Annotated in this window: 26 protein-coding genes; 17 read left to right on the top strand and 9 right to left on the bottom strand. The window is 64.3% G+C overall.

Annotated elements, in window-relative coordinates:
- The first annotated feature begins 62 nt into the window (after positions 1 to 62).
- The 3 genes from HBF25_RS11820 to HBF25_RS11830 all read left to right on the top strand — a co-directional run bounded on the left by HBF25_RS11820 (position 63) and on the right by HBF25_RS11830 (position 3,623).
- Complete coding sequence (locus HBF25_RS11820; protein WP_166948649.1) at positions 63 to 2,012, top strand: tetratricopeptide repeat protein; 1,950 nt, start codon at positions 63 to 65, stop codon at positions 2,010 to 2,012.
- Positions 2,013 to 2,185: 173 nt separating this feature from the next.
- Positions 2,186 to 2,563: a response regulator gene (locus tag HBF25_RS11825; RefSeq protein WP_166948650.1), complete on the top strand. Its 378-nt coding sequence runs from the start codon at positions 2,186 to 2,188 to the stop codon at positions 2,561 to 2,563.
- Between the two features lie 55 nt (positions 2,564 to 2,618).
- Positions 2,619 to 3,623, top strand: a complete 1,005-nt coding sequence (locus HBF25_RS11830; protein WP_166948651.1) for an Lnb N-terminal periplasmic domain-containing protein — start codon at positions 2,619 to 2,621, stop codon at positions 3,621 to 3,623.
- Positions 3,624 to 3,714: 91 nt separating this feature from the next.
- Here HBF25_RS11830 and HBF25_RS11835 read toward each other — a convergent pair whose 3' ends face one another.
- The gene (locus tag HBF25_RS11835) at positions 3,715 to 4,752 is read right to left on the bottom strand and encodes a TraB/GumN family protein (protein WP_166948652.1); all 1,038 of its coding nucleotides are present in this window, start codon (positions 4,750 to 4,752) and stop codon (positions 3,715 to 3,717) included.
- A gap of 114 nt (positions 4,753 to 4,866) precedes the next feature.
- On the opposite strand from HBF25_RS11835, the gene HBF25_RS11840 reads away from it, so the two are divergent.
- The 4 genes from HBF25_RS11840 to HBF25_RS11855 all read left to right on the top strand — a co-directional run bounded on the left by HBF25_RS11840 (position 4,867) and on the right by HBF25_RS11855 (position 6,516).
- A complete protein-coding gene (locus HBF25_RS11840) occupies positions 4,867 to 5,562 on the top strand; it encodes an NADPH-dependent F420 reductase (RefSeq protein ID WP_166948653.1) in 696 nt (231 codons plus the stop codon).
- Positions 5,563 to 5,635: 73 nt separating this feature from the next.
- Complete coding sequence (locus HBF25_RS11845) at positions 5,636 to 5,959, top strand: DUF2188 domain-containing protein (RefSeq protein WP_166948654.1); 324 nt, start codon at positions 5,636 to 5,638, stop codon at positions 5,957 to 5,959.
- A gap of 63 nt (positions 5,960 to 6,022) precedes the next feature.
- Positions 6,023 to 6,259 (top strand): hypothetical protein, encoded by a 237-nt coding sequence (locus tag HBF25_RS11850; protein ID WP_166948655.1) that lies wholly within the window; start codon positions 6,023 to 6,025, stop codon positions 6,257 to 6,259.
- A gap of 23 nt (positions 6,260 to 6,282) precedes the next feature.
- Positions 6,283 to 6,516, top strand: coding sequence for a DUF3820 family protein (locus HBF25_RS11855; RefSeq protein WP_166948656.1), 234 nt, complete (start codon positions 6,283 to 6,285; stop codon positions 6,514 to 6,516).
- A 6-nt stretch (positions 6,517 to 6,522) separates the two neighbouring features.
- Here the strand turns inward: HBF25_RS11855 and HBF25_RS11860 are convergent, their stop codons facing one another.
- Positions 6,523 to 7,227 carry a helix-turn-helix domain-containing protein gene (locus HBF25_RS11860; RefSeq protein WP_166948658.1) on the bottom strand — a complete coding sequence of 235 codons (705 nt, stop codon included), beginning with the start codon at positions 7,225 to 7,227 and terminating at the stop codon, positions 6,523 to 6,525.
- A 281-nt stretch (positions 7,228 to 7,508) separates the two neighbouring features.
- Here HBF25_RS11860 and HBF25_RS11865 point away from each other — a divergent pair, with 281 nt between their 5' ends.
- Entirely contained in the window at positions 7,509 to 7,676 is a 168-nt protein-coding gene (locus HBF25_RS11865; protein WP_166948660.1) for a hypothetical protein, read from the top strand.
- Here HBF25_RS11865 and HBF25_RS11870 read toward each other — a convergent pair.
- Positions 7,673 to 7,831, bottom strand: coding sequence for a hypothetical protein (locus HBF25_RS11870; protein ID WP_166948662.1), 159 nt, complete (start codon positions 7,829 to 7,831; stop codon positions 7,673 to 7,675). The two genes, HBF25_RS11865 and HBF25_RS11870, sit on opposite strands and share 4 nt — an antisense overlap.
- Positions 7,832 to 7,894: 63 nt before the next feature.
- Positions 7,895 to 9,907 carry a hybrid sensor histidine kinase/response regulator gene (locus HBF25_RS11875; protein ID WP_166948670.1) on the bottom strand — a complete coding sequence of 671 codons (2,013 nt, stop codon included), beginning with the start codon at positions 9,905 to 9,907 and terminating at the stop codon, positions 7,895 to 7,897.
- 213 nt (positions 9,908 to 10,120) lie between these two features.
- Here HBF25_RS11875 and HBF25_RS22415 point away from each other — a divergent pair, with 213 nt between their 5' ends.
- Entirely contained in the window at positions 10,121 to 10,246 is a 126-nt protein-coding gene (locus HBF25_RS22415; protein WP_279588204.1) for a hypothetical protein, read from the top strand.
- 7 nt (positions 10,247 to 10,253) lie between these two features.
- Here the strand turns inward: HBF25_RS22415 and HBF25_RS11880 are convergent, their stop codons facing one another.
- The gene (locus HBF25_RS11880) at positions 10,254 to 11,135 is read right to left on the bottom strand and encodes a YihY/virulence factor BrkB family protein (protein ID WP_166948672.1); all 882 of its coding nucleotides are present in this window, start codon (positions 11,133 to 11,135) and stop codon (positions 10,254 to 10,256) included.
- 42 nt (positions 11,136 to 11,177) lie between these two features.
- Complete coding sequence (locus tag HBF25_RS22190) at positions 11,178 to 11,363, bottom strand: CsbD family protein (RefSeq protein WP_166948674.1); 186 nt, start codon at positions 11,361 to 11,363, stop codon at positions 11,178 to 11,180.
- Positions 11,364 to 11,486: 123 nt separating this feature from the next.
- Here HBF25_RS22190 and HBF25_RS11890 point away from each other — a divergent pair, with 123 nt between their 5' ends.
- The 3 genes from HBF25_RS11890 (at position 11,487) to HBF25_RS11900 (ending at position 13,652) form a co-directional block, all read left to right on the top strand.
- Positions 11,487 to 12,806, top strand: a complete 1,320-nt coding sequence (locus HBF25_RS11890) for an Nramp family divalent metal transporter (protein ID WP_166948676.1) — start codon at positions 11,487 to 11,489, stop codon at positions 12,804 to 12,806.
- 72 nt (positions 12,807 to 12,878) lie between these two features.
- Positions 12,879 to 13,082 (top strand): hypothetical protein, encoded by a 204-nt coding sequence (locus HBF25_RS11895; protein ID WP_166948678.1) that lies wholly within the window; start codon positions 12,879 to 12,881, stop codon positions 13,080 to 13,082.
- Positions 13,083 to 13,103: 21 nt separating this feature from the next.
- Entirely contained in the window at positions 13,104 to 13,652 is a 549-nt protein-coding gene (locus HBF25_RS11900; protein WP_166948680.1) for a hypothetical protein, read from the top strand.
- A gap of 61 nt (positions 13,653 to 13,713) precedes the next feature.
- Here the strand turns inward: HBF25_RS11900 and HBF25_RS11905 are convergent, their stop codons facing one another.
- Positions 13,714 to 13,875, bottom strand: coding sequence for a hypothetical protein (locus HBF25_RS11905; RefSeq protein ID WP_166948682.1), 162 nt, complete (start codon positions 13,873 to 13,875; stop codon positions 13,714 to 13,716).
- A 389-nt stretch (positions 13,876 to 14,264) separates the two neighbouring features.
- The gene (locus HBF25_RS11910; RefSeq protein WP_166948684.1) at positions 14,265 to 15,161 is read right to left on the bottom strand and encodes a LysR family transcriptional regulator; all 897 of its coding nucleotides are present in this window, start codon (positions 15,159 to 15,161) and stop codon (positions 14,265 to 14,267) included.
- A 130-nt stretch (positions 15,162 to 15,291) separates the two neighbouring features.
- On the opposite strand from HBF25_RS11910, the gene HBF25_RS11915 reads away from it, so the two are divergent.
- From HBF25_RS11915 to HBF25_RS11925, 3 genes are all read left to right on the top strand, one after another.
- Positions 15,292 to 16,404 (top strand): S-(hydroxymethyl)glutathione dehydrogenase/class III alcohol dehydrogenase, encoded by a 1,113-nt coding sequence (locus tag HBF25_RS11915; protein WP_166948686.1) that lies wholly within the window; start codon positions 15,292 to 15,294, stop codon positions 16,402 to 16,404.
- 9 nt (positions 16,405 to 16,413) lie between these two features.
- Positions 16,414 to 16,830, top strand: a complete 417-nt coding sequence (locus HBF25_RS11920; RefSeq protein WP_166948687.1) for a ketosteroid isomerase-related protein — start codon at positions 16,414 to 16,416, stop codon at positions 16,828 to 16,830.
- A 66-nt stretch (positions 16,831 to 16,896) separates the two neighbouring features.
- On the top strand, positions 16,897 to 17,883 hold the full coding sequence (locus HBF25_RS11925) for an MBL fold metallo-hydrolase (protein WP_166948689.1): 987 nt from the start codon (positions 16,897 to 16,899) through the stop codon (positions 17,881 to 17,883).
- A 1-nt stretch (position 17,884) separates the two neighbouring features.
- Here the strand turns inward: HBF25_RS11925 and HBF25_RS11930 are convergent, their stop codons facing one another.
- Positions 17,885 to 18,460 (bottom strand): CGNR zinc finger domain-containing protein, encoded by a 576-nt coding sequence (locus HBF25_RS11930; RefSeq protein WP_166948691.1) that lies wholly within the window; start codon positions 18,458 to 18,460, stop codon positions 17,885 to 17,887.
- Between the two features lie 119 nt (positions 18,461 to 18,579).
- Between HBF25_RS11930 and HBF25_RS11935 the strand changes: the two genes are divergently transcribed.
- Both HBF25_RS11935 and HBF25_RS11940 read left to right on the top strand, forming a co-directional pair.
- The gene (locus HBF25_RS11935; protein WP_166948693.1) at positions 18,580 to 19,521 is read left to right on the top strand and encodes an alpha/beta fold hydrolase; all 942 of its coding nucleotides are present in this window, start codon (positions 18,580 to 18,582) and stop codon (positions 19,519 to 19,521) included.
- A gap of 37 nt (positions 19,522 to 19,558) precedes the next feature.
- Complete coding sequence (locus tag HBF25_RS11940) at positions 19,559 to 19,810, top strand: RNA-binding S4 domain-containing protein (protein WP_341778077.1); 252 nt, start codon at positions 19,559 to 19,561, stop codon at positions 19,808 to 19,810.
- The last annotated feature ends 20 nt before the right edge of the window (positions 19,811 to 19,830 follow it).

The following is a 19,830-nucleotide window of genomic DNA, read 5'->3' on the forward strand; positions in this document are numbered from 1 at the left end:
GCCGGCCTTCGACGGCGGATCGGGAACGGGTTAGAGTCCCCGATCCGCTGGAGGAGCGTTGCATGTTCGGATGGTTGAGGAAGCGCAGGAAAAAACGTGCCGTGCCTGCGTTGGACGAGTCGCGTTCGGTGCATTTCGTCGATGTTTACGGGCGCTCGCTTGAAATCCCGCTGGCGAAATGGCGTGACGATGTCCTGTTGCCCAACGTGAAGAGTGCATGGAGCGATGCAGGTCGGCTTTATGAGCTCGTCATGGATGGCGTTCGCGAGCAACTCTACGATGCCATCGATGACGCCAGCGTCCGTCTGGCTGATATCGATCCCATGGTGGAACGCGGCCATGTGTTGCGTTCCATCGTGCAGATGAAGCGCGGTCGTTTCGAGGAGGCGCAGTCCACGTTGCAGGCGGCCATAGCCCGCTGTGGCGAAACCGGCATCCTGCTGACCAACCAGGCCAAGGTGATCTCGGAGCTTGGCGATCATCGTGCGGCCATGACCACGCTTGACCGCGCGCTGGCGCTGGACCCCAACCAGGACAACGGACTGGGCTGGCGTGTCGCCGAGCTGACGGAAAAAGAGGGTGAGCAGGCTGTCACGCCCTATCTCGCCACGCTGGCCTCGATGGCGCATGCATGGCGCCCGCAGCTGCTGCTGGGTCGCCGGGCCCTGGATGCCGGCAAGCACGATGAGGCACTGTCGTTCTTTCGCGAGGTGCTCGATCGTGCAGCACATGAAAGCGATGTCATGCTTGGCATCAGCGGCGAGCTTGGCAAGCATGGTTTCATCGCCGATGCGGTAGGGCTCGTCGCGCCCTTGTATGACGAGAAGCGCGACGACCCGCGCGCGGGCTTCAATCTCTTGCAGGCCTACCTGGAACTCGGCGATGCGGAGGCGGGCAGTGCGCTGCTGGAGCGGATGTTCGCCTTGCGCCACCCTGTGTATGCCGAGCGTCTGCAATGGTATGCCAGTGCCTTTGACGAACTGGTGCGCACAGGTCCCCAGCCACTGACGTCCGAACCACGGATCGAACTGCTGCGCCTCGACCTGCCGCCCTGGCTGCTTGCCATGCAGGACATGGCCTGGGCGGCGCCGGCCCGCGACATGCACGCTCCCCGTGTGGTGCTCCTGCCGCTGGCAGCCATGCTCGGCGAGAAGAACGCCGAGGCGCGCAGCGGCAGGGAAGACGAGCGTGGCCGCCTGTCGCGTGCGTTACCGTTGCTTCTGCTGGAGCAGCTGATTTTCTGCAGCGACCTGCGGGCATCGATGAACCTGCCGGTGGCGGAGGGGCATCACCTGGTCCTGTTTGGCTCGTCGTTGAGCGACGACGAAATGGCCCAGCTTGCCGAAGACCACGATTACATCGTGGAAGGAGACATCGGCGAAACGAATGATGGCTTCGAGATCATCTGTCGCTTGAGGCATCTCTCCGATCGCTCCGTGCTCAGTACGGCGTCCCGTCGTTTTGCCTCGGATGACGCGGGTGACGCGCTGGTGGCGCTCACCGGTGAGCTGCTTGCGTCGCTGGCCATGCAGACAGGGAGGCTCATCGAGCCACGCACTACGCATTACGCACTGCCTGAGGCGCATGCGACGCCTTATGTGAGCGCCCTGGGCCAGACCCTGGCGCTCACCCTGGCCCGAACGCCCGAGGCGCGGCGAGAGCTGCATGGCGAGAGGAACATCTACGGGTGGATGCAGGCGCTGGCACTGGCGTTGCCGGGCAATGAGCCGGCGCAGTTCATGTATGTCACGGCACTGGCCAAGGGCCGGCGCGCCGGTTCTCCCATCGTCGACGAATTCGAGGAGCCTGCCGTGCAACGCATGCGCGAGATGCAGCAGGCCGGCCTGTATTCAACCTGCCTGCTGCCGTTGCTCGCGGCGGTTTTCCCTGCCAACGACGCCATCCTGGACATGCTGGCAGTGGCGCCTGCCATGCAGGATCCGGCCTATGCGGCATGGTGCGGCAGGGTGGCCGCTGCGTTTCCTGTCGACCCCGAACCGCCGCCGGGCTGAAGGTCCGCGTCCATCGTGGAACCGTGACGGAGCGCAGGGTCGTCTTCGCATACGTGAAGGTACGCTGGGTGTCATCCCGGCGACTCGGCCTGTTGGTATATATCCGGCATGCAAATTCGGTAGTAGCTTGGCGCCAGGATTCCTTTTTCGTATAGCCGATGGCCGAGGAACGTATGAGCACCACCTCCGTGGTACCGCGCGCGATCGTATTCGAGGACCATCCGGGGCTGTCTTCCGCCCTGGCCGACCTGCTCAAGGAGCGGCTTGGCTATGACGTGGCTGCGAGCGCGGCCTGCATCGAGGATGCCTTGCGCGTCGCCCACGTGGAGCGTTGCGACGTCGCGGTGGTGGATCTCGACCTGCAGGGCGTGATGGCCTATCCGGCGCTGGACGAACTCAAGCGGCGCGGCATTCCCTATGTGCTGGCCACGGGCGCCATGCCACTGGATATTCCCACGCGTTACCACGCGCCGCTGGTCCACAAGCCCTACAGCGCGAACCAACTCGAAAAAGCCATCCGCGAGGCCAGCGAGGCCAGGCGCCTCTCCTGACCAGCTTGTCCGCGCCGCGGGTTTTCTTCACCATGCCCGCATGAAGAAACGCCACATGATTGCGCGCACGATCGCCGGTGTCCTGGCGGGGCTGCTGCTGTTCTGCTCGGGCGCCTGGGGCGCCATTGCCCTGTTCTACCAGCTGCCCGGGCCACCTGTGGCCCGCTGGGGAGGCGCTGCCCTGTGGAGCCTCGCATATCTGGCCCTGCTGGTACTGGCTTTCGGCTGGCGCCAGTGGTGGGCTGCGGTGGGCCTGATCGTGGCGCTGGGGCTGCTGATGGTCTGGTGGATCAGTATCCGCCCCTCCAACGACCGCATCTGGTCCGACGACGTCGCCCGCCTGCTGTCAGGTGAAGTCAGTGGCTCCGAGGTGACACTGCATAACGTGCGTGATTTCCGCTGGCGCAGCGAGGACGATCGTGACGTGCGCTGGGAAACTCGCCGCTACGATCTCGACAAGCTGGTATCCGCCGATGCCGTGCTGTCTTACTGGTCGAGCAAGGCCATTGCCCACGCCATGATTTCCTTCGGCTTCGAGGACGGCACGCATGTCGTGTTCTCCATGGAGATCCGCAAGGAGCGTGGCGAGGCGTTCTCGGAAATCGGTGGCTTCTTCAAGCAGTTCGAGCTGGTGCTCATCGCGGCGGACGAACGCGACATCATCGCCGTGCGCACCAATGTGCGGGGCGAAGACGATTACCTGTATCCGCTGCGCATGCCACGCGAGGCGATGCGTTCGTTGTTCCTGTCGTACGTGAATGCAGCGAACGGGCTCGTGGATGAGCCGAAGTTCTACAACACGATCACGTCGAACTGCACGACCATCGTCTATCGCATGGCAAAGCGTATCGACGGGGCATTGCCGCTGGATATCCGTTTGCTGCTCACCGGCTACCTGCCGGGTTACCTCATGGAGAACGGCGCGCTCGACAAGAAGCTCACGCTGGATCAGTGGCGCGAGCGCGGACGGATCACCGAACGGGCAAGGGCCTATGGCGATGGCGCGGATTTTTCGCGGGTGATCCGCGAAGGCATGCCCAGACCCGACCAAACCCTGTAGGAGCGCGCCTTGCGCGCGACCGGTATGGCGAAGGTATCCATGGTTTCGCGACAACCGGTCGCGCGCAAGGCGCGCTCCTACAAAACCGGGGTTATTCGTCGTCGGGGGATTCGATGGTGTAGCCCCTGGCCTTCAGGGCGCTGAGGTAGCTGTCGTCGCCGAGCAGGTCGTCGATGGGCACGATGGCAACGGCCTGGGGCGTGGTGCCCAGGGTCTCGTCCACGGTGGCCAGCCAGCGCGTGCGCACTTCGCGCGGCACGTCGGCGATGCCGGCGCGTTGCGCGACGCCGCCTTCGGTGACGGCATCGAGGCAGGCCTGAAGCTGCTTTGCCCGCCGGTCGTCGCGCAGGCCGCCGATGTCACCCGTGGACCATGCATTGGCGCGATTGGCCATGTCGGCCAGCTGGGCATCGATGTTCTCGACGCTCTGCGTAAAGCAGGACACATCGTCGAGCGTCGAGCGCTTGAATTCCTTCACCACCGCACGTGGATCGTCGACAAGCAGGGTGTATTGCACCGGCACCTGCTTCACGTTGTGCGAGGTGGCCAGGTCGGTGACGGTACGGGTGATGTCCCCGGACTTGCGTAGGCCGGTTTTCTTTATCGCCTGCTTGTAGAGCTCGATCACCGCAAAGATCGGGCGGTAGCGTTCCACCTTGCGGTCGTCGCCGATATAGCGCGCCTTCACCGTCAACCATTTCTGGTAGACCTCGGCAGGTACGGTGTCCTTGAGCGTGGCGCCATCGGGTGCGTTACGCACACCAATCAGGGAAGGCAGCAGGGCGAGCCGGCCAAAGAAGCCCACGTTGGGTTTGATCTCGACTTTCGGTGGCAGGATCAGCGCACCTGAATGGGCCAGCGCATCGTCGATCTGCGTGCTCTTCCAGGTGACGTTACCGGGGATCGGCGACAAGGTGCCCAGTATGAGCAGGGTATGGTCGCCCCGGGTGGCCTTCCACAGGCCCGGGCCCGGCTGCACGCCGCTGACCGTCACGGCCTCCAGGGTGGGCGCGCTCGCTGCCGAGGCAGGCAACGGAGCCGTGGGCGGCGTGGTCTGGGCCAGCGCAGGCGTCGCTGCGACCAGGCACAGGAGAAGGGAAGCGACAAGGGCGGGGCGGGGCAGATTCATTGGCAAAGTCTATCGAAGTGGACCGCAGGAAGTGGGGTGGCGATCACTGGTCGCTCGCCCTGCATTCACATCCCTCGGTGATGATGGACGCTTACCCGCAAGCGGAGTTCCCCCATGAAGATCGGCATCATCGGCGCCGGCAATATCGGCCATACCCTTGCCCGGCGCTTTCGTGAGCTGGGCCATGACGTTCTCATCGCGAATTCCCGCGGCCCGCAGACTCTTTCAGCCATCGCGAACGAGACCGGCGCCGTGGCGGTGACCCCCAGAGAGGCCGCGCAGGGCGGCGAGGTGGTGATCGTGACGATTCCGCAGGCGCGTGTTCCGAAGCTGCCTGACGACCTGTTCGATGGTGTGCCGGCGGACACGGTTGTCGTGGACACAGGCAATTACTACCCGCGTCAGCGTGACGGACGCATCGACGCCATCGAGGACGGTACCCCGGAAAGCCAGTGGGTAGCCAACCGGCTGGGGCGGCCCGTGATCAAGGCGTTCAACAACATTTACGCCGAGCATCTTGGCAAGCACGGACGTCCGTCCACGGCAGACGATCGCATCGCGCTACCCGTGGCCGGTGACGATCCTAACGCGAAGGCCAAGGTGCTGAAGCTGGTCAACGAGCTGGGCTTCGATGGCGTGGATGCGGGAACGCTCGCGGAATCGTGGCGTCAGCAGCCCGGCTCGCCGGTGTACACCACCGATCGCGATCTCGAAGGCGTGCGCCAGGGCTTGCTCGATGCACAACGTGAACGCAAGGCCGAATGGACGGCTACGGCGAACAGCCCTGGCACATTCGACGCGCCGCTTTAGGATATTCGTGATGCCGACGTGAACACGGGTGGCATGCTTCTTTCATTGTGGCGACGTAGAGGAAGGGCTAACCTTGGCCCTTCGACGTTGCGGCCGTGACACCCATCTCCTGGGGCTGTCGGCAAGCCCGCCAGAGGTTATCCATCGTTTCATGGCCCTGGTCATCTACGACATTGCGTTTCACCCCGATCTCGCGGGCCTCTGGCACGTGCAGGTCAATGGCGTGCCCACGGAAAACTTCGAATCCCGCGTGGCTGCGCTGGCGTATGCCGTGCAGCAATCCAAGCTGATCGGCGCGCAGAACAACGTTCAGGTACTGGTGTCGGTGGAAGGCGCCGACGGTATCTGGCGCGAGTTCGAATCCAACGCGAAGCGCCCGGTGTCGGGTCTATCCTGAGGCTGCACATCTCCTTGATCCGCGATCGCCGACGATGATCGCCACAGGAGGCACGCCCCGCTCATGACCCACCGAAAGATTGGTTACTTCGATGTCGAAGGAAGTTGTTACGTCGCCAGGCCCGGACGCTGGCGCGGTAAGTATGTGATCAGCGAGGACGGCGACGAGCTGAAGGAAAAGCTCTGCACCACGTTGCACGAGAACGAGGAAGACGCCTGTGCGGAAGGCCTGAGCTCAGGCATCGAGGAGGCGCGGCGCATGATGATCCAGCGCGAGGGATTCGACCCGGGCGATGAATAGGTGGTGCGGTTAAGATCTCCCGGATGACCGACGACGAAGAACGTTTCCGCCAGGATCTGTCCCGGCTTGCCACGGCGACCATGCCGTTCGGCAAGTTCAAGGGACGCGCTATCGCCGATCTGCCAGGCAATTACCTGGCATGGTTCGCCCGCGAAGGGTTTCCCCCGGGCGAGCTGGGCCGGTTGCTGGCGTTGATGCTTGAACTCGATCACAACGGCCTGCGCCGGCTGCTGGACCCTCTGCGCAAGCCGCGCTGAAAGGAATCAGGCCAGCAGGGCCATTTCGTCGATGACCTCGACGCCGTCGGACCGGATGGCGATAGACCCGCCTGCGCGGAGTTTCGCGAGCATGCGGGTGACGGTGGCTGAACTCATGCCCAGGTACGAGCCGATGTCTTCCCGCGACATCGGCAGGGGCACGAACTGTCCCGGCCCTTCGATGGTGCGACGGCGGCGGAGCAGGTCGAGCAGAAAACCACCGACGCGCTGCAGGGCGCTGCCATCGACCGCATGCGGTGCTGAACGGCGTTCGCGGCGACGCAGGTGGCGCAGGTGCTGGGCGATGTCCGCGTTGTCGTCGCTCAGCTGGTCGGTGGCGTCTTTCGGAAAACGGCAGAACCAGGTCTTGCCGACCGCCACGACCGAGACGTCGTGCGTGTGCGAACGGGCGATATCCAGTGCGAACAATTCACCGGGTAGGTGGAACGCCAGCACGCGGCCGTCGCCGACTGTCTTGGCGAAGCCGGTGAGCACGGTGAACGCCGCACGGTGCGGTGCGCCCGGCTGTACCAGGCGGTCGCCTTCGGAGAACGGCCCCACGCGTTCGACGACACTGCGCATGTCGAGCAGGCGCGTATCGCCACCGCGGGTGGCCTCGCAGGCGGAGGCATGTCGGCAGGAAGCGTTGCAGCACACGTTGGGCCGCCGCGGGGCGGCAGGGGAAACGCAGGCGACTTGGGCGTAGGGCACGATGGAACCTCCCGCGCGGAGTAGCGCGCTGGTGCCATTTTAATGCCGCGTTTTTTTGCGATTCGGCAAAATCAGCCTTCTGCGCGCAAATGCCGCATGCCGCGAAGCATTTGGTCAGCGCCCGGATGGCCCGGGCGGATTGACGCAGGCGAATTTTTCGCTTAGTAAGGAGGGCTGGGGGAATACCGAAAGGGGGCCTTCAAGGCCATGGTTCGTCGATTCATGATTTTTCGTTCGATCGAAGTCCGCATTTCCATCTCGCTGCCCGGGGAGTCCGTCCGATGACGACCGAGCCGCGACATGACACCACGCCGTCGGCCCTGCCCGAAGGCTTCATGCCAGGTAACGTGGCACCTTTCGTGATGCGCTATGGCACCGACTTCCTCGTGGCGATGCGCCGCGCAGGTCTTGTGGAAGCCGGGCGACACGAGGAAACCGAGCCCGCCTAGCCGTTGCCGCCCTCCGCCGAATGGCCTGATGGCGCACGCCCGCCCTCGTCGGGCACGTCACCCGCCGGGCCGCCCTTGTGGATCGCGCCGACGATGAAGATCACCAGCAGCGCGGCGATCAGTGCGATCAGTGCGTAATATCGCGTCCGGTTCATCGCAGGCTCCGTGGTCATGGGATGAGTCTCCGCGATGTCCGTCAACGCAATGGATGCGCGGCGTCAGCGTGTCTTGGCATCGAGCAGTTCGGCGACGGCCTCCACCAGGGCGTGCACGGAAAAGGGCTTGCCCAGCAGGGCGGCCCTGGCGGGCAGCTGCGGGGAGTCCGCGAAAGCCTCCCAGGCGTAGCCGGTGATGAAAAGGACGGGCAGCTCTGGAAACGTCTGCCGTGAGGCCAGCGCGAGCTGGCGGCCGTCCAGGCCGGGCAGGCCGATATCGGTCACGAGAATGTCAGGGGCTGCCGATGTCTTCACCAGGGCCAGCGCATCATCGCCGTTGCCACAGTCGGTGACCCTGTAACCGGCGTCTTCGAGCACTTCGCGGGAGAGCGAGCGCAGCATGTGCTCGTCTTCGACCAGCAGGACATGCTGCCCCCGGCCACGTCGGGTCGTCTGCACGACATGCGCATGCACGGCGTCATCCGCACCCCGATGGCGGGGCAGCCACAGGCTGACGGTCGTGCCTTCGCCGGGCGTGGAGTCGATGATGGCGCGGCCGCCGGTCTGCCGGGCGAAACCGTCTACCATCGACAGGCCAAGGCCGGTGCCCTGGCCGATCGCCTTGGTCGTGAAGAAGGGATCGAACGCTTTCTCGATGACCGAGCGCGACATGCCCGTTCCCGTGTCGGTCACGGCAATGACGACGTGGTCGGTGGGGCCACTGCCGATGTCGCTGGCCGGTGCGTTGCGGGTCTGGATGGTCAGTGTCCCGCCACCGGGCATCGCATCGCGCGCGTTGATCGCAAGGTTGAGGATGGCGCTTTCCAGCTGGCTCGCGTCGGAAAGGGTGCGCCACAGGTCGGGTTGCATGCGCAGATTGAGCGACAGCCGTTCGCCGAGCAGGGGGCGAAGCAGCAGGTCGAGTCCCCGGACGAGGGCGTTCGTATCCACGTCGGACAACGACAGGGCCTGTTGACGCGAGTACGCCAGCAGGCGATGGGTGAGTCCGGCTGCACGCTTGACCGCGCCACCCGCGGCGTCCAGCAGGCGACGCGTGCCGTCCACGCGACCGGCTTCCAGGCGATCGCCGACGACTTCGATCGCACCACCGATGCCGCCGAGGATATTATTGAAATCGTGGGCGATGCCTCCCGTGAGGCGCCCCAGGGCTTCCAGTTTCTGCGCATGGCGCAGCTGGTCTTCCATGTCGCGGCGGCGCTGGGTGTCGCGGCCCATGCAATAGACCACGTCGCCATCCGGTACGCAGGTCCAGGCGAACCAGCGGTATTCGTCGTCTTTCGTCCTGACGCGCAATTCCAGGTCCACCACGATGTCGCCTTCGAACAACTGGGTGATCGCATCGCGTGCGCGATCCACATCGTCGGGATGGACCAGTTCGTCGAAGGCCAGCCCGACCAGTTCGCTGGTGTCGTAACCCAGTTCGCGCCATGCGGGATTCGCGTTGCGATAGTGCCCGTCGCGCGTGGTGATGACATACAGGTCGCGCGAGATGCCCCAGATCTGGTCGCGTTCGCGGGTGCGCAGGTCCACCTCGCGTTCGAGCGAGGTGTTCAGTTCGCGCAGAGCCAGCGACGAGCGTACGGCGCGGGTGGTTTCGTGCGCAAATCCATTGATACCGATGATGGTGCCGTGCTCGTCGCGCAGCGGCATGTACGAGATGGTCCACCAGGTTTCCTCGGCGAAACCGTGCCGGCTGAGGCGCAGCGGCATGTCGCGATGCACGGAACTCTGCCCGGCGAACGCGCGCTCCACGTGCACGGCGGTATCGGGATGGCTGTCTACCCAGAGGTCGGTGATGGTCTTGCCCGACGCATTGCCCAGGCGGGGGCCGAGCATCGGCCGGAAGCTGTCGTTGAACAACAGCGTGCGGCCGGTTCCGGCGGCCACGAACATCGGCCGGGGAGTATGAAACACCGTGGAAAGCATGGCCCGTAGCGCAGGCGGCCAGCCGTCGGGCGGTCCCAGCGGGACGCTGTTCCAGTCAAAGGCGCGTACTTCATCCGCCGCTACGGAATCGTCGGGGAGGAAGGCAAAGGGATCGGTACGGGGAGGCATGATGGGCTCAGTCCGGGGCCTTTCCCGTACTGGTAGCTGGCAGGCGGGCGCGGAGTCGGTTCATCGGTGGTCCTTATCTGCGGTTTCCCCGCTCCGGATAATGCACGAGGCGCGAAGGCGATGTCGTTGCGAAATTCTCATGGCGCCACTGTCACATACGGTGCACGTCCGGCTTGGGAGCTTGGTGTCGCATTCACCAGAGGAGGGAAGGCGATGAACGACGAACAGGCCCCGGTGCCGACGAAACAAAAGGGTGGCATCGGCTATGTACTGTTGTGGATTCTCGGTGTGCCGATTCCTGTGCTCATCCTGATTGCGCTGGTACGCGGTTGCTCCTGAGGCCGCACTACTTCGTCGTGGTTTCATCGGCGAAGCTTTCGGCATGGTCTGCGGGGCGGATGGTCGCCCCGCGGGCCACGGCCAGCCCGCGAGTCAGTTCGGCACCGAGCAGGACGATGATCGAGGCGTAGTACACCCAGGTCAGCAGCACCACGATCGCACCCGCCGGCCCATAGGCTCCGCCGATGCTCGCGTGGTCGATGTACAGGCCGATCACGTACTTGCCCGCTGTAAATAACGCAGCCGTCAGGATTCCCCCTCTTGTCGCATCTTTCCATGCGATTTCCGCGTCAGGAAGAATGCGGTACATCGCGCCGAATGCCACCACGAAAACGGCGAATGACACCGCGGCCTCGGCGATCTGCCATGCCTGGGTGTCGTTGGGGATCATGGCCTGGATCAGGCCGCTGACGACGAAGGAGACGATCAGCAGGAACGCGACGCCTACCAGCAGTCCGAACGCCCGGGCCCGAGTCTTCAACCAGCCCACCACTGCCTCGCCAGGCTTGGCGCGAAGCTTCCACACCCGGTTCAAAGTGGACTGCAGCTGGGCGAATACCGCCGATGCACTGAACAGGGTGACGCACACGCCGATGATGCCGACGACGTTACCCAGGCGCGGGCGCCTTTGTGCGTTGTCGATGACCAGGCGCACGGCACCCGCGCCCTGGTCGCCGATGACCGTGGTCAGGCTCTCCACGAGCTGACCCTGCCAGGACGGTCGCAAGGCAGCGAGCACCCAGAGCAGCAGTACCAGCAGGGGAGCGAAAGAAAGCGCGGAATAGAACGCGAGTGCCGCCGCGCGGGTCATCAGCTCATCGTCGCTGAAGCCATCGGTGGCCGTGCGGATGGATTTGCGGGTGAGGTCGAACCAGTGGCGAAAGTGCATGCGATAACGGGCGCGGGCGCCCGAAGGCGCCCGCGCGAAAGGTCAGTGATGGCGGTCGTGTTTGCGTGCCTCGTCGGCCGCCTTGCCGACTTCCTTCTGGACCTTGCCGGCATTTTTCTCGATGTTGCCGGCCGCCTGCTTGGCGTGGTTGCCGGTCATCTTGCCGGTCGCTTCCTTCACGGCGCCCTTGATCTCGTGCTTCATGCCTTCAGTGCGATTCTTGTCCACGATGGTGTCCTCGATGGCACTGCGTCGTTCGCAGCACGAACGGTGTAACCCGCGGGGGCATAAGCAGACCGTGAAGTGCCCGTGCATGCATACGCGACACGGATTCTTGGTTAGGATGGCGTCATGTTTCCCTTGCCCAAGACGGCCACCGCGCCGTTCTGCCCCTCCGAAGTGGCTGGCTCGATCGTGATCCCGGCGGATCTTCCCTGGTGGAAGAAAGCCCTGCGCTTCGCCGGCCCGGGCCTGCTCGTATCCGTCGGCTACATGGACCCGGGCAACTGGGCCACCGACATCGAAGCCGGCTCGCGTTTCGGCTACCGCCTGCTCTTCGTCGTGCTGCTTTCCAGCCTGGCCGCGATCGTCCTGCAATGCCTGGCCGCCCGACTTGGCATCGCCACCGGCAAGGATCTTGCGAAGCTGTCGGCCGAGCGCTATCCGAAGGCGCTGGGGCGCATCCAGTGGGTGCTGGCCGAGATATCGATCATTTCCTGCGACCTGGCGGAGGTGCTGGGCAGTGCCCTGGCGTTCAAGCTGCTGTTCGGGGTGTCGCTACCGGTCGGTGTCGCGTTGACCGCGCTGGATACGTTCCTGGTGCTGGGCCTGCAGGGCAGGGGCTTCCGTCGCGTGGAAGCGATCATCCTCGGGCTCGTGGGCACCATCGGCATCTGTTTCGTGGTGCAGCTGTTCCTGATCGGGCCGGACTGGTCCGCGGTAGCCGCGGGCTTTGTGCCTTCGCTGCACGCGTTGTCGTCGAAGGAGCCGCTCTACCTTGCCATCGGCATCCTCGGTGCCACGATCATGCCGCACAACCTCTACCTGCATTCTTCCGTGGTGCAGACCCGTGCGGTGTCCGGCGAAGGTGGCAAGCTGGCGGCGATCCGCCTGACCCGGCTGGATACCATCGTCTCCCTCAGCCTGGCACTCCTCATCAATGCCGCGATCCTTATCGTGGCCGCCGGAGCCTTCCATAGCACGGGGCGTACTGACGTCGCCGATATCGGCGATGCCTATGAATTACTGACGCCTATCGCCGGTACCACGATCGCGGCGGCGGCATTCGCGATCGGCCTGTTCGCCTCGGGACAAAGTTCGACCTTCACCGGAACCATCGCAGGGCAGGTCATCATGGATGGCTTCCTGCAGATGAAAATCCCTTGCTGGCAGCGCCGGCTGATCACCCGTGGGCTGGCCATCGTGCCGGCCTTCATCGGCGTGGTGATGCTGGGTGACAAGGCCATCGGCCAGCTGCTGGTGGCCAGCCAGGTCGTGCTGAGCCTCCAGCTGCCTTTCGCGATGTATCCGCTGATCCGCTTTACGGATGACCGAAGCCTCATGAAGGGGTTCGCCAATACCCGGCTCGTGTCATGGTTTGCCTGGTTCCTGTTCGTGGTGATTTCCGCGGCCAATCTTTGGCTGGTGGCTCAGGTGTTCGGTCTGGCGTGACGCGTTGCCCACGCGTGCATCACGCGTGGCCGCGCAGTGTCGGTCGTCGACGACACCGAGGGCTATATCGCGATGCACGTTCCGCCTGCGCCTGAAATACCGGGCACGCCGTCCCCGGAACCCGACGAGAAACCGGTTCCCGTTACTCCGGAAACGCCCGGCGACGACCCGGCCGGCCCGACACCGCAGGCTCCCCCGCGACATCCCGACGACCCGGAAGACGGCCATCTGCCGCCCCCAGCCACGCCCGAGGCGCTCGCCATCCGCATTCCATGATGACTTTCGATGGAGGCATACATGCCCGAGAAGAAAACCACTGCCAGGGTGCGCAAGGATCGTCACGAAGGAAAGGCCGCTTCGACACAGGCCGGTGAATTCGTACGCGAGGAAATCGAACATGTGCGCGAGGGCAAGCATGGCGCACGTTCCGCGAAGCAGGCCATCGCCATCGGCCTGTCCAAGGCCCGGCGAGCCGGGGTGGACGTGAAGGCATCGAAAACGGCCAGCAAGGCCACGAAGAAAAAGGCAGCCGAGGATATGGCTGCGTCAAAACGGCGTTCGCCGGGTACCGCCACCAAGAAGACCGCGTCTCGAAAGCGCGCGGCCACGAAGACGGCGCGCACGTCTGCAACGCGCTCGGCCGCCACGACGGCGGCGCTAAAGCGCGAAGGCCAATCGGCGGCATCGAAAAAGGCGCTGTCGGCGCAGGCTCGAAAGAGTGCGTCTAAGCGTACGGCAGCCAGCCGTTCGGCGGCTGCAAAAAAGGCCGCTCAAACCAAGGGAGCGGCGGGACGAAAAACCGCCGCTAAAAAGGCGGCGAGGACCAGGGCACGCAAGGCGTCCTGATGTCCTGACGAAACAAGGCCCGCTTTGGCGGGCCTTCTTCGGTATGAAACGGACGAGTGGCTTAGAGCACTTCGCCGTTCAGGCGGCTGGCGACTTCGCTCAGCCAGTCGTAGCCGTCCATCTCGCCGCCGAACAGATCGAGGCCATTGCTGGCTTCGGCGGCGCGGTAGCCGGCCGAGTATTCGAAAGTGGCGATGCCGTAGTCGTTGCGCAGTTCGTTCATGTTGGTGTCTCCCAGTCATAAAGGACCGGATGTTGCGAATCGATCGCCACGTCGCCGGTCTCTGGCGTGGCGGAGGACCCTTGTCGCCCTGGCTTCCTTCTTGGAAGTCGCTTTGGGCGTGGTCCGTTCTATCTGGTGAACAATCGAATCGTTAGGCTTTCGTCATGCGGCGGATAGGCCGAATTTCTGAACCAACGAGTTTTCCTACGACCCCTTAGTAGGGGCACCCTATGCGTTTACAAGGGCTCCAAGTATTAAAACGTTGGACAGCGGGTGTAAGCAAAAGGTTCAAGGAAATTTGCATCCGATGCCGTTTCTGACATCTGGAACCTCCCTTCCCTGGAGCTTTCGTTCACAGGACGGGGGTGATCCGTTAACCCTAGTTTAACTCAAACGGTCGTTTGTCGCCACGGAGGGGTTTGCAACCGTTCAACCAGGAAGTCGGCAAGCTGCCGGACCTTGGGGGACAAGTGCCTGCTTTGCGGATAAACCAGCCAGACCGCGCCGTGCTCGTAGCGCCATGGATCAAGCAGGGAGACCAGTCCACCCTCCGCAAGCGCCTGCTCCACGTAGAAGTCGGGCAGCTGGGCGACGCCCAGCCCCCGCTGGACGGCATCGAGCAGGGCCTGGCCGGAACTGGCCCGGTATCGCCCGCGAACGGTCCGCTGCCGGGGCTGCCCGTGCTCGGCGAAGATCCAGTGGGGAGCCGTGCCCAGCAGAAGGGTGTGCCCATCCAGTTCGTCGGGCGTCGCCGGAGCCGGATGTTCGGCCAGGTAGTCGGGCGAGGCCACGACGAACAGGCGCCGCTCGCCCAGCCGGCGGGCAATCAGGTTGGAATCGGCCAGCAGGCCGGTGCGGACCGTGAGATCGTAGCCTTCCTCGATGAGGTCGACGTTGCGATTGGAGAAATCCATGTCCACGCCCAGTTGGGGGTGCTGCACCAGAAACTCGTTGACCAGGGGCGCCACGTACCGTTCGCCATAGGTGGTGGCCAGGCTGATCCGCAGGTTGCCGCGCAGGCCGTCCTGGAAATCGACGATAGCCTGCTCGGCGGCGTCGAAGCCTTCAAGCAGGTGCCGGGCATGCTCGTAGTAAAGACGCCCGGCGTCCGTCAGGCGCAGCTTGCGGGTCGTGCGATGCAGGAGCTGGGTGCCCAGCCGCTGTTCCAGGGCGCTGACGGCGCGGCTGACATAGGCCGTGGAAAGATCGAGGCTGCGGGCCGCGGCCGAGAAACTGCCCAGGCGCACGACCTCCACGAAGGCGTCCATCCCGTCCCATGCACGCATCGATCTTTGCTCCCAGGTAAAGATGCTTCACCCGTGGGCCCGTTAATCGACGGGGCGGGAGCTGGCTAGAATCCATGATCCACCGGCCTGCGGCCGGTTTTCATCGCCATTGTATGAGGAATGCCCGACCATGAAGTCACGCGCCGCCGTTGCCTGGGAAGCAGGAAAGCCGCTCTCCATCGAGGAAATCGACGTCCAGGGGCCTCGCGCGGGCGAGGTGCTGGTCCGCATCGTGGCCACCGGCGTGTGCCACACCGACGCGTACACCCTGTCCGGCACGGACCCGGAAGGGGCCTTCCCCGTGATCCTGGGGCACGAGGGTGGCGGCATCGTCGAAGAGGTGGGCGAGGGCGTCACGTCGCTCAAGCCGGGCGATCACGTCATTCCGCTTTACACGCCCGAATGCGGCGAGTGCAAGTTCTGCCGCTCGGGCAAGACCAATCTCTGCCAGAAGATCCGCGTCACCCAGGGCCAGGGCCTGATGCCCGACGGCACCTCGCGTTTCTCGCTGGGCGGTCGTCAGCTGCTGCATTACATGGGTACCAGCACCTTCAGCGAATACACCGTGCTGCCTGAAATCTCGCTGGCGAAGATCAACAAGGCGGCGCCGCTGGAGAAGGTATGCCTGCTGGGCTGCGGCATCACCACGGGCATCGGTGCGGTGCTCAACACGGCCAAGGTGGAGCCCGGCGCCACCGTGGCGGTGTTCGGCCTGGGCGGCATCGGCCTGTCGGTGGTGCAGGGCGCGGTCATGGCCAAGGCCAGCCGCATCGTCGTGGTGGACACCAATCCGTCGAAATTCGAGATGGCCAAGATGCTCGGCGCCACCGATTGCGTGAATCCCCGTGACTTCCCGGATACTCCGGTCCAGCAGGTCATCGTCGACCTCACCGACGGCGGGGTGGACTATTCGTTCGAGTGCATCGGCAACGTGGACGTGATGCGTGCGGCGCTGGAGTGCTGCCACAAGGGCTGGGGCGAGTCGATCATCATCGGCGTAGCGGGTGCCGGGCAGGAGATCCGCACGCGCCCGTTCCAGCTGGTTACTGGCCGGATCTGGCGCGGTTCGGCCTTTGGCGGGGTGAAGGGGCGCAGCGAGCTGCCGGGTTACGTGGACCGCTACATGGGTGGTGAGATCAAGATCGACCCGATGATCACGTATACGATGGGGCTGGATGAGATCAACCGCGCCTTCGACCTCATGCACGAAGGCAAGGCCATCCGCTCCGTCATCCTCTACTGAGTGCCCTCGATGAACGAAACGATCGACCTGATCCGCCGTTACTACGATGCCTTCAATCGTGCCGACTGGGCCGGCATGCTCGACCTGCTCGACGAGAACGTCCATCACGACGTCAACCAGGGCGGCCGGGAAACCGGGCGCGCCCGGTTCGCCGCCTTTCTCGACCGCATGAGCGTGAGCTACAGCGAAAAGCTGAAGAACATCGTGGTCATGGTCAATGAAGCCGGTGATCGCGCGGCGGCCGAGTACGTGGTGCACGGGGTCTACAAGGCCACCGACGAGGGCCTGCCGCTGGCGCAGGGACAGGCCTACGTGCTTCCGGGAGGGGCGTTCTTCGACGTGACGAACGGCCGCATCACCCGCGTCAGCAACTACTACAACCTGGAAGACTGGCAGGCCCAGGTGCGTCGGGTCGAGGTCGACTGACGACTTGAAGCGCGGGCAACGGGCCGCACGTCATCAAGCGACCCCTTGCCCCGCGTCAGGTATCGCATGCCCTGGATCAACCCGTTTTACGACGCCGCCCTGGCGCACCACACACCGGAAGGTTTCCGCAACCTCGAACCGGAGACCCGTGAGCCTGGTGGCCTGAAGCGCTGGCGCCGGGAACGGAAGGAACAGGGTGTGCCGAAGCCGCCCGCCGAGGGCTACGACGCATTCACTCGGCGCTGGTTCCAGCCAGCCGAATTCAGCGGTGTGGACGATGCCGCATGGTGGCTGGGGCATGCGACGGTCCTGGTCAGGCGCGGTGGGCTCAACGTGCTGACCGATCCCGTGCTCGGGCAGCGTGCGTCCCCCCTCTCGTTTGCGGGCCCCGCCCGGCGCACCCCGACTCCGGTGGGCATCGCCGGGTTGCCGCGGATCGATGTCGTGGTCATTTCCCACAACCATTACGACCATCTGGACCGGGCCAGCGTGCATGCGCTGGCGCGGCGCTTCCCCGAGGCCGTGTTCCTGGTGCCTCTGGGCCTGAAGCGCTGGTTCGACAAGGAGCGCATCGGTAACGTGCGCGAGCTTGACTGGTGGGCCTCCACCGAGGTTCGTGGCAGCACGTTCACCTTCGTGCCCGCCCGTCACTGGAGCGCACGCACTCTTTGGGATCGCAACCGTTCCCTGTGGGGTGGCTGGGTGATGACCCAGGGTGATTTCCGTTTCTGGTTCGCCGGCGATACCGGTTACTCCGACAAGCTGGCCGAGATCGGGCGGCGCCTGGGCGCCATCGATCTTGCGGCGATCCCCATCGGCGCGTATGCGCCGCGCTGGTTCATGCAGGGCCAGCATGTTGATCCGGCGCAGGCCGTGCAGTTGCATCGCGAGGTGGGGTGCGGGCGATCCATCGCCATCCACTGGGGCGTGTTCGAACTGGCCGACGATCAGCTCGACGAGCCGCCGCGTCTGCTGGGCGATGCACTCGCGGATGCGGGCATGACGGCGGACGATTTCCTGCTGCTGAAGATCGGCGGCCGTATCGCGGTGTGATTCAGCCGCGTTTCCGCGCCCTGTAGGCAGCCACCTTCATGCGATTGCCGCAGGTGGCCTGGCTGCACCAGCGTCGGTGATGGGCCTTGGTGCGATCGTGGAACCAGAGGGTGCAGGCATCGCCCTCGCACTGGCGCACCAGATGAAAATCCGCGTTGGCGAGCAGGGCAGCCAGCGCTTCGGCCACGGGCAACAACAAGGCTTCGGGCGAGTGCGCTCCCTGGCGTAACACCAGCGAGGGCGCTTCATCGCGCTCCCAGACCAGCTCATGCCAGGCCTGTCCGAGGGACAACACGCGATTGAGCGTTTCGGGGTTCCCGCGTTCATCGCGTTTGCGTTTTTCCACCAGAGACAGCGCGCAAGTGCGCAGGTCGAGTGCCGCGCGCTGGAGCGCCGCGCCCGCTTCGGGGGCGAGTGTCCTGACCGGCAGGCCTGCGGCTTCGAGCCAGCGGATGACGCCCTGGCTGCTGTCGAAATGGTCGCGATAGGCCTCGCCGACTCCGTAGGCGCTGTTGATGAAATCCAGGGCCAGGTCATCTCCCAGGAAAAGCGGGGCAGGGATATCTACGGTGTTCATGGGCGCAAATGTAACCGATAAAAATTTAGTTGACCAGTTACACAGCGCGGTGTAACCATTGTTTTGTCGCTTCACCGGTTACGGCGACGCCCATCCGCCATCCTCAAGAGGGAATCCTCATGTCGTTCAAACATCTGCTCGTGGGCACGCTGCTGTCCGCCACCGCCGTTGGCGCCCATGCCGGAGCGAACCCGCCCCCGGTGAGCTATCACTACGTCGAAGCCGACGGAGTGAAGGTGTTCTACCGGGAAGCGGGCGACCCCACCGCTCCGACCGTGCTGCTGCTGCACGGGTTTCCCACCTCGTCGTTCATGTACCGCAACCTGATTCCGATCCTGGCCGACCGTTATCACGTGATCGCTCCTGACCTGCCGGGCTTTGGCCTCACGGAAGCGCCGGACCGGGCCCACTACAGCTATACGTTCGACCGGCTGGCACACACGATCGATGCCTTCACCGAGCAGTTGGGCCTGAAGCGCTATGCCATCGAAGTGTTCGATTACGGCGCCCCGGTGGGCTGGCGACTGGCGGTGGCTCATCCGGAGCGGATCACGGCCATCGTGTCGCAGAACGGCAATGCCTACGTGGAAGGCCTCAGCGACGGTTGGAATCCCATCCAGAAGTACTGGAAGGAGCCGACCGATGCGAACCGGCAGGCGTTGCGCGAATTCCTCACCGAAGACGCCATCCGCTGGCAGTACACGCATGGCGTGCCGGATGTGTCGCGGGTGGCGCCTGAGACCTGGGCACTGGATTACTCGCAGGTGTCGCGCCCGGGCAACGCCGACATACAGTTGGATCTGTTCCTGGATTACGCGAACAATGTGAAACGCTATCCGGAATTCCAGGCGTATTTCCGCAAATACCAGCCGCCGCTGCTTGCCGCGTGGGGCAAGAACGATCCGTTCTTCCTGCCGCCAGGGGCCGAGGCGTTCAAGCGTGACCTGCCCAGGGCCGAGGTGCGCTTCTACGACACGGGTCACTTTGCGTTGGAGACTCACGCGAACGAGATCGGCGGTGAAATCCACCGTTTCCTCGATCGGGTCGTACCACGCCAGTGAACGGTGACCACACGGGCCTGTTCACGAACGGGCCCGTGTGCGTTCTAATGGCGCCCCCATCACGCGTCAGGCCACGTCGTTGTACGAATTCCAGCTAGAGGGCGACTACGTCGAACTCCATATCCTGCTCAAGCTCACCGGTATTGCCGGCAGCGGCGGTGAAGGCAAGCATCTTGTCGCCGAAGGCCTCGTCGAGGTCGATGGCGTGCAGGAATTGCGCAAGACCTGCAAGGTGCGAGCGGGCCAGGTGGTGACGATCGGCGATGAAGTCATACGCGTCGTAGCCTGATCATGCAGGAGCCGACCTTG

Origin of the sequence: Luteibacter anthropi (assembly GCF_011759365.1) — a bacterium.
GTDB classification, from domain to species: domain Bacteria; phylum Pseudomonadota; class Gammaproteobacteria; order Xanthomonadales; family Rhodanobacteraceae; genus Luteibacter; species Luteibacter anthropi.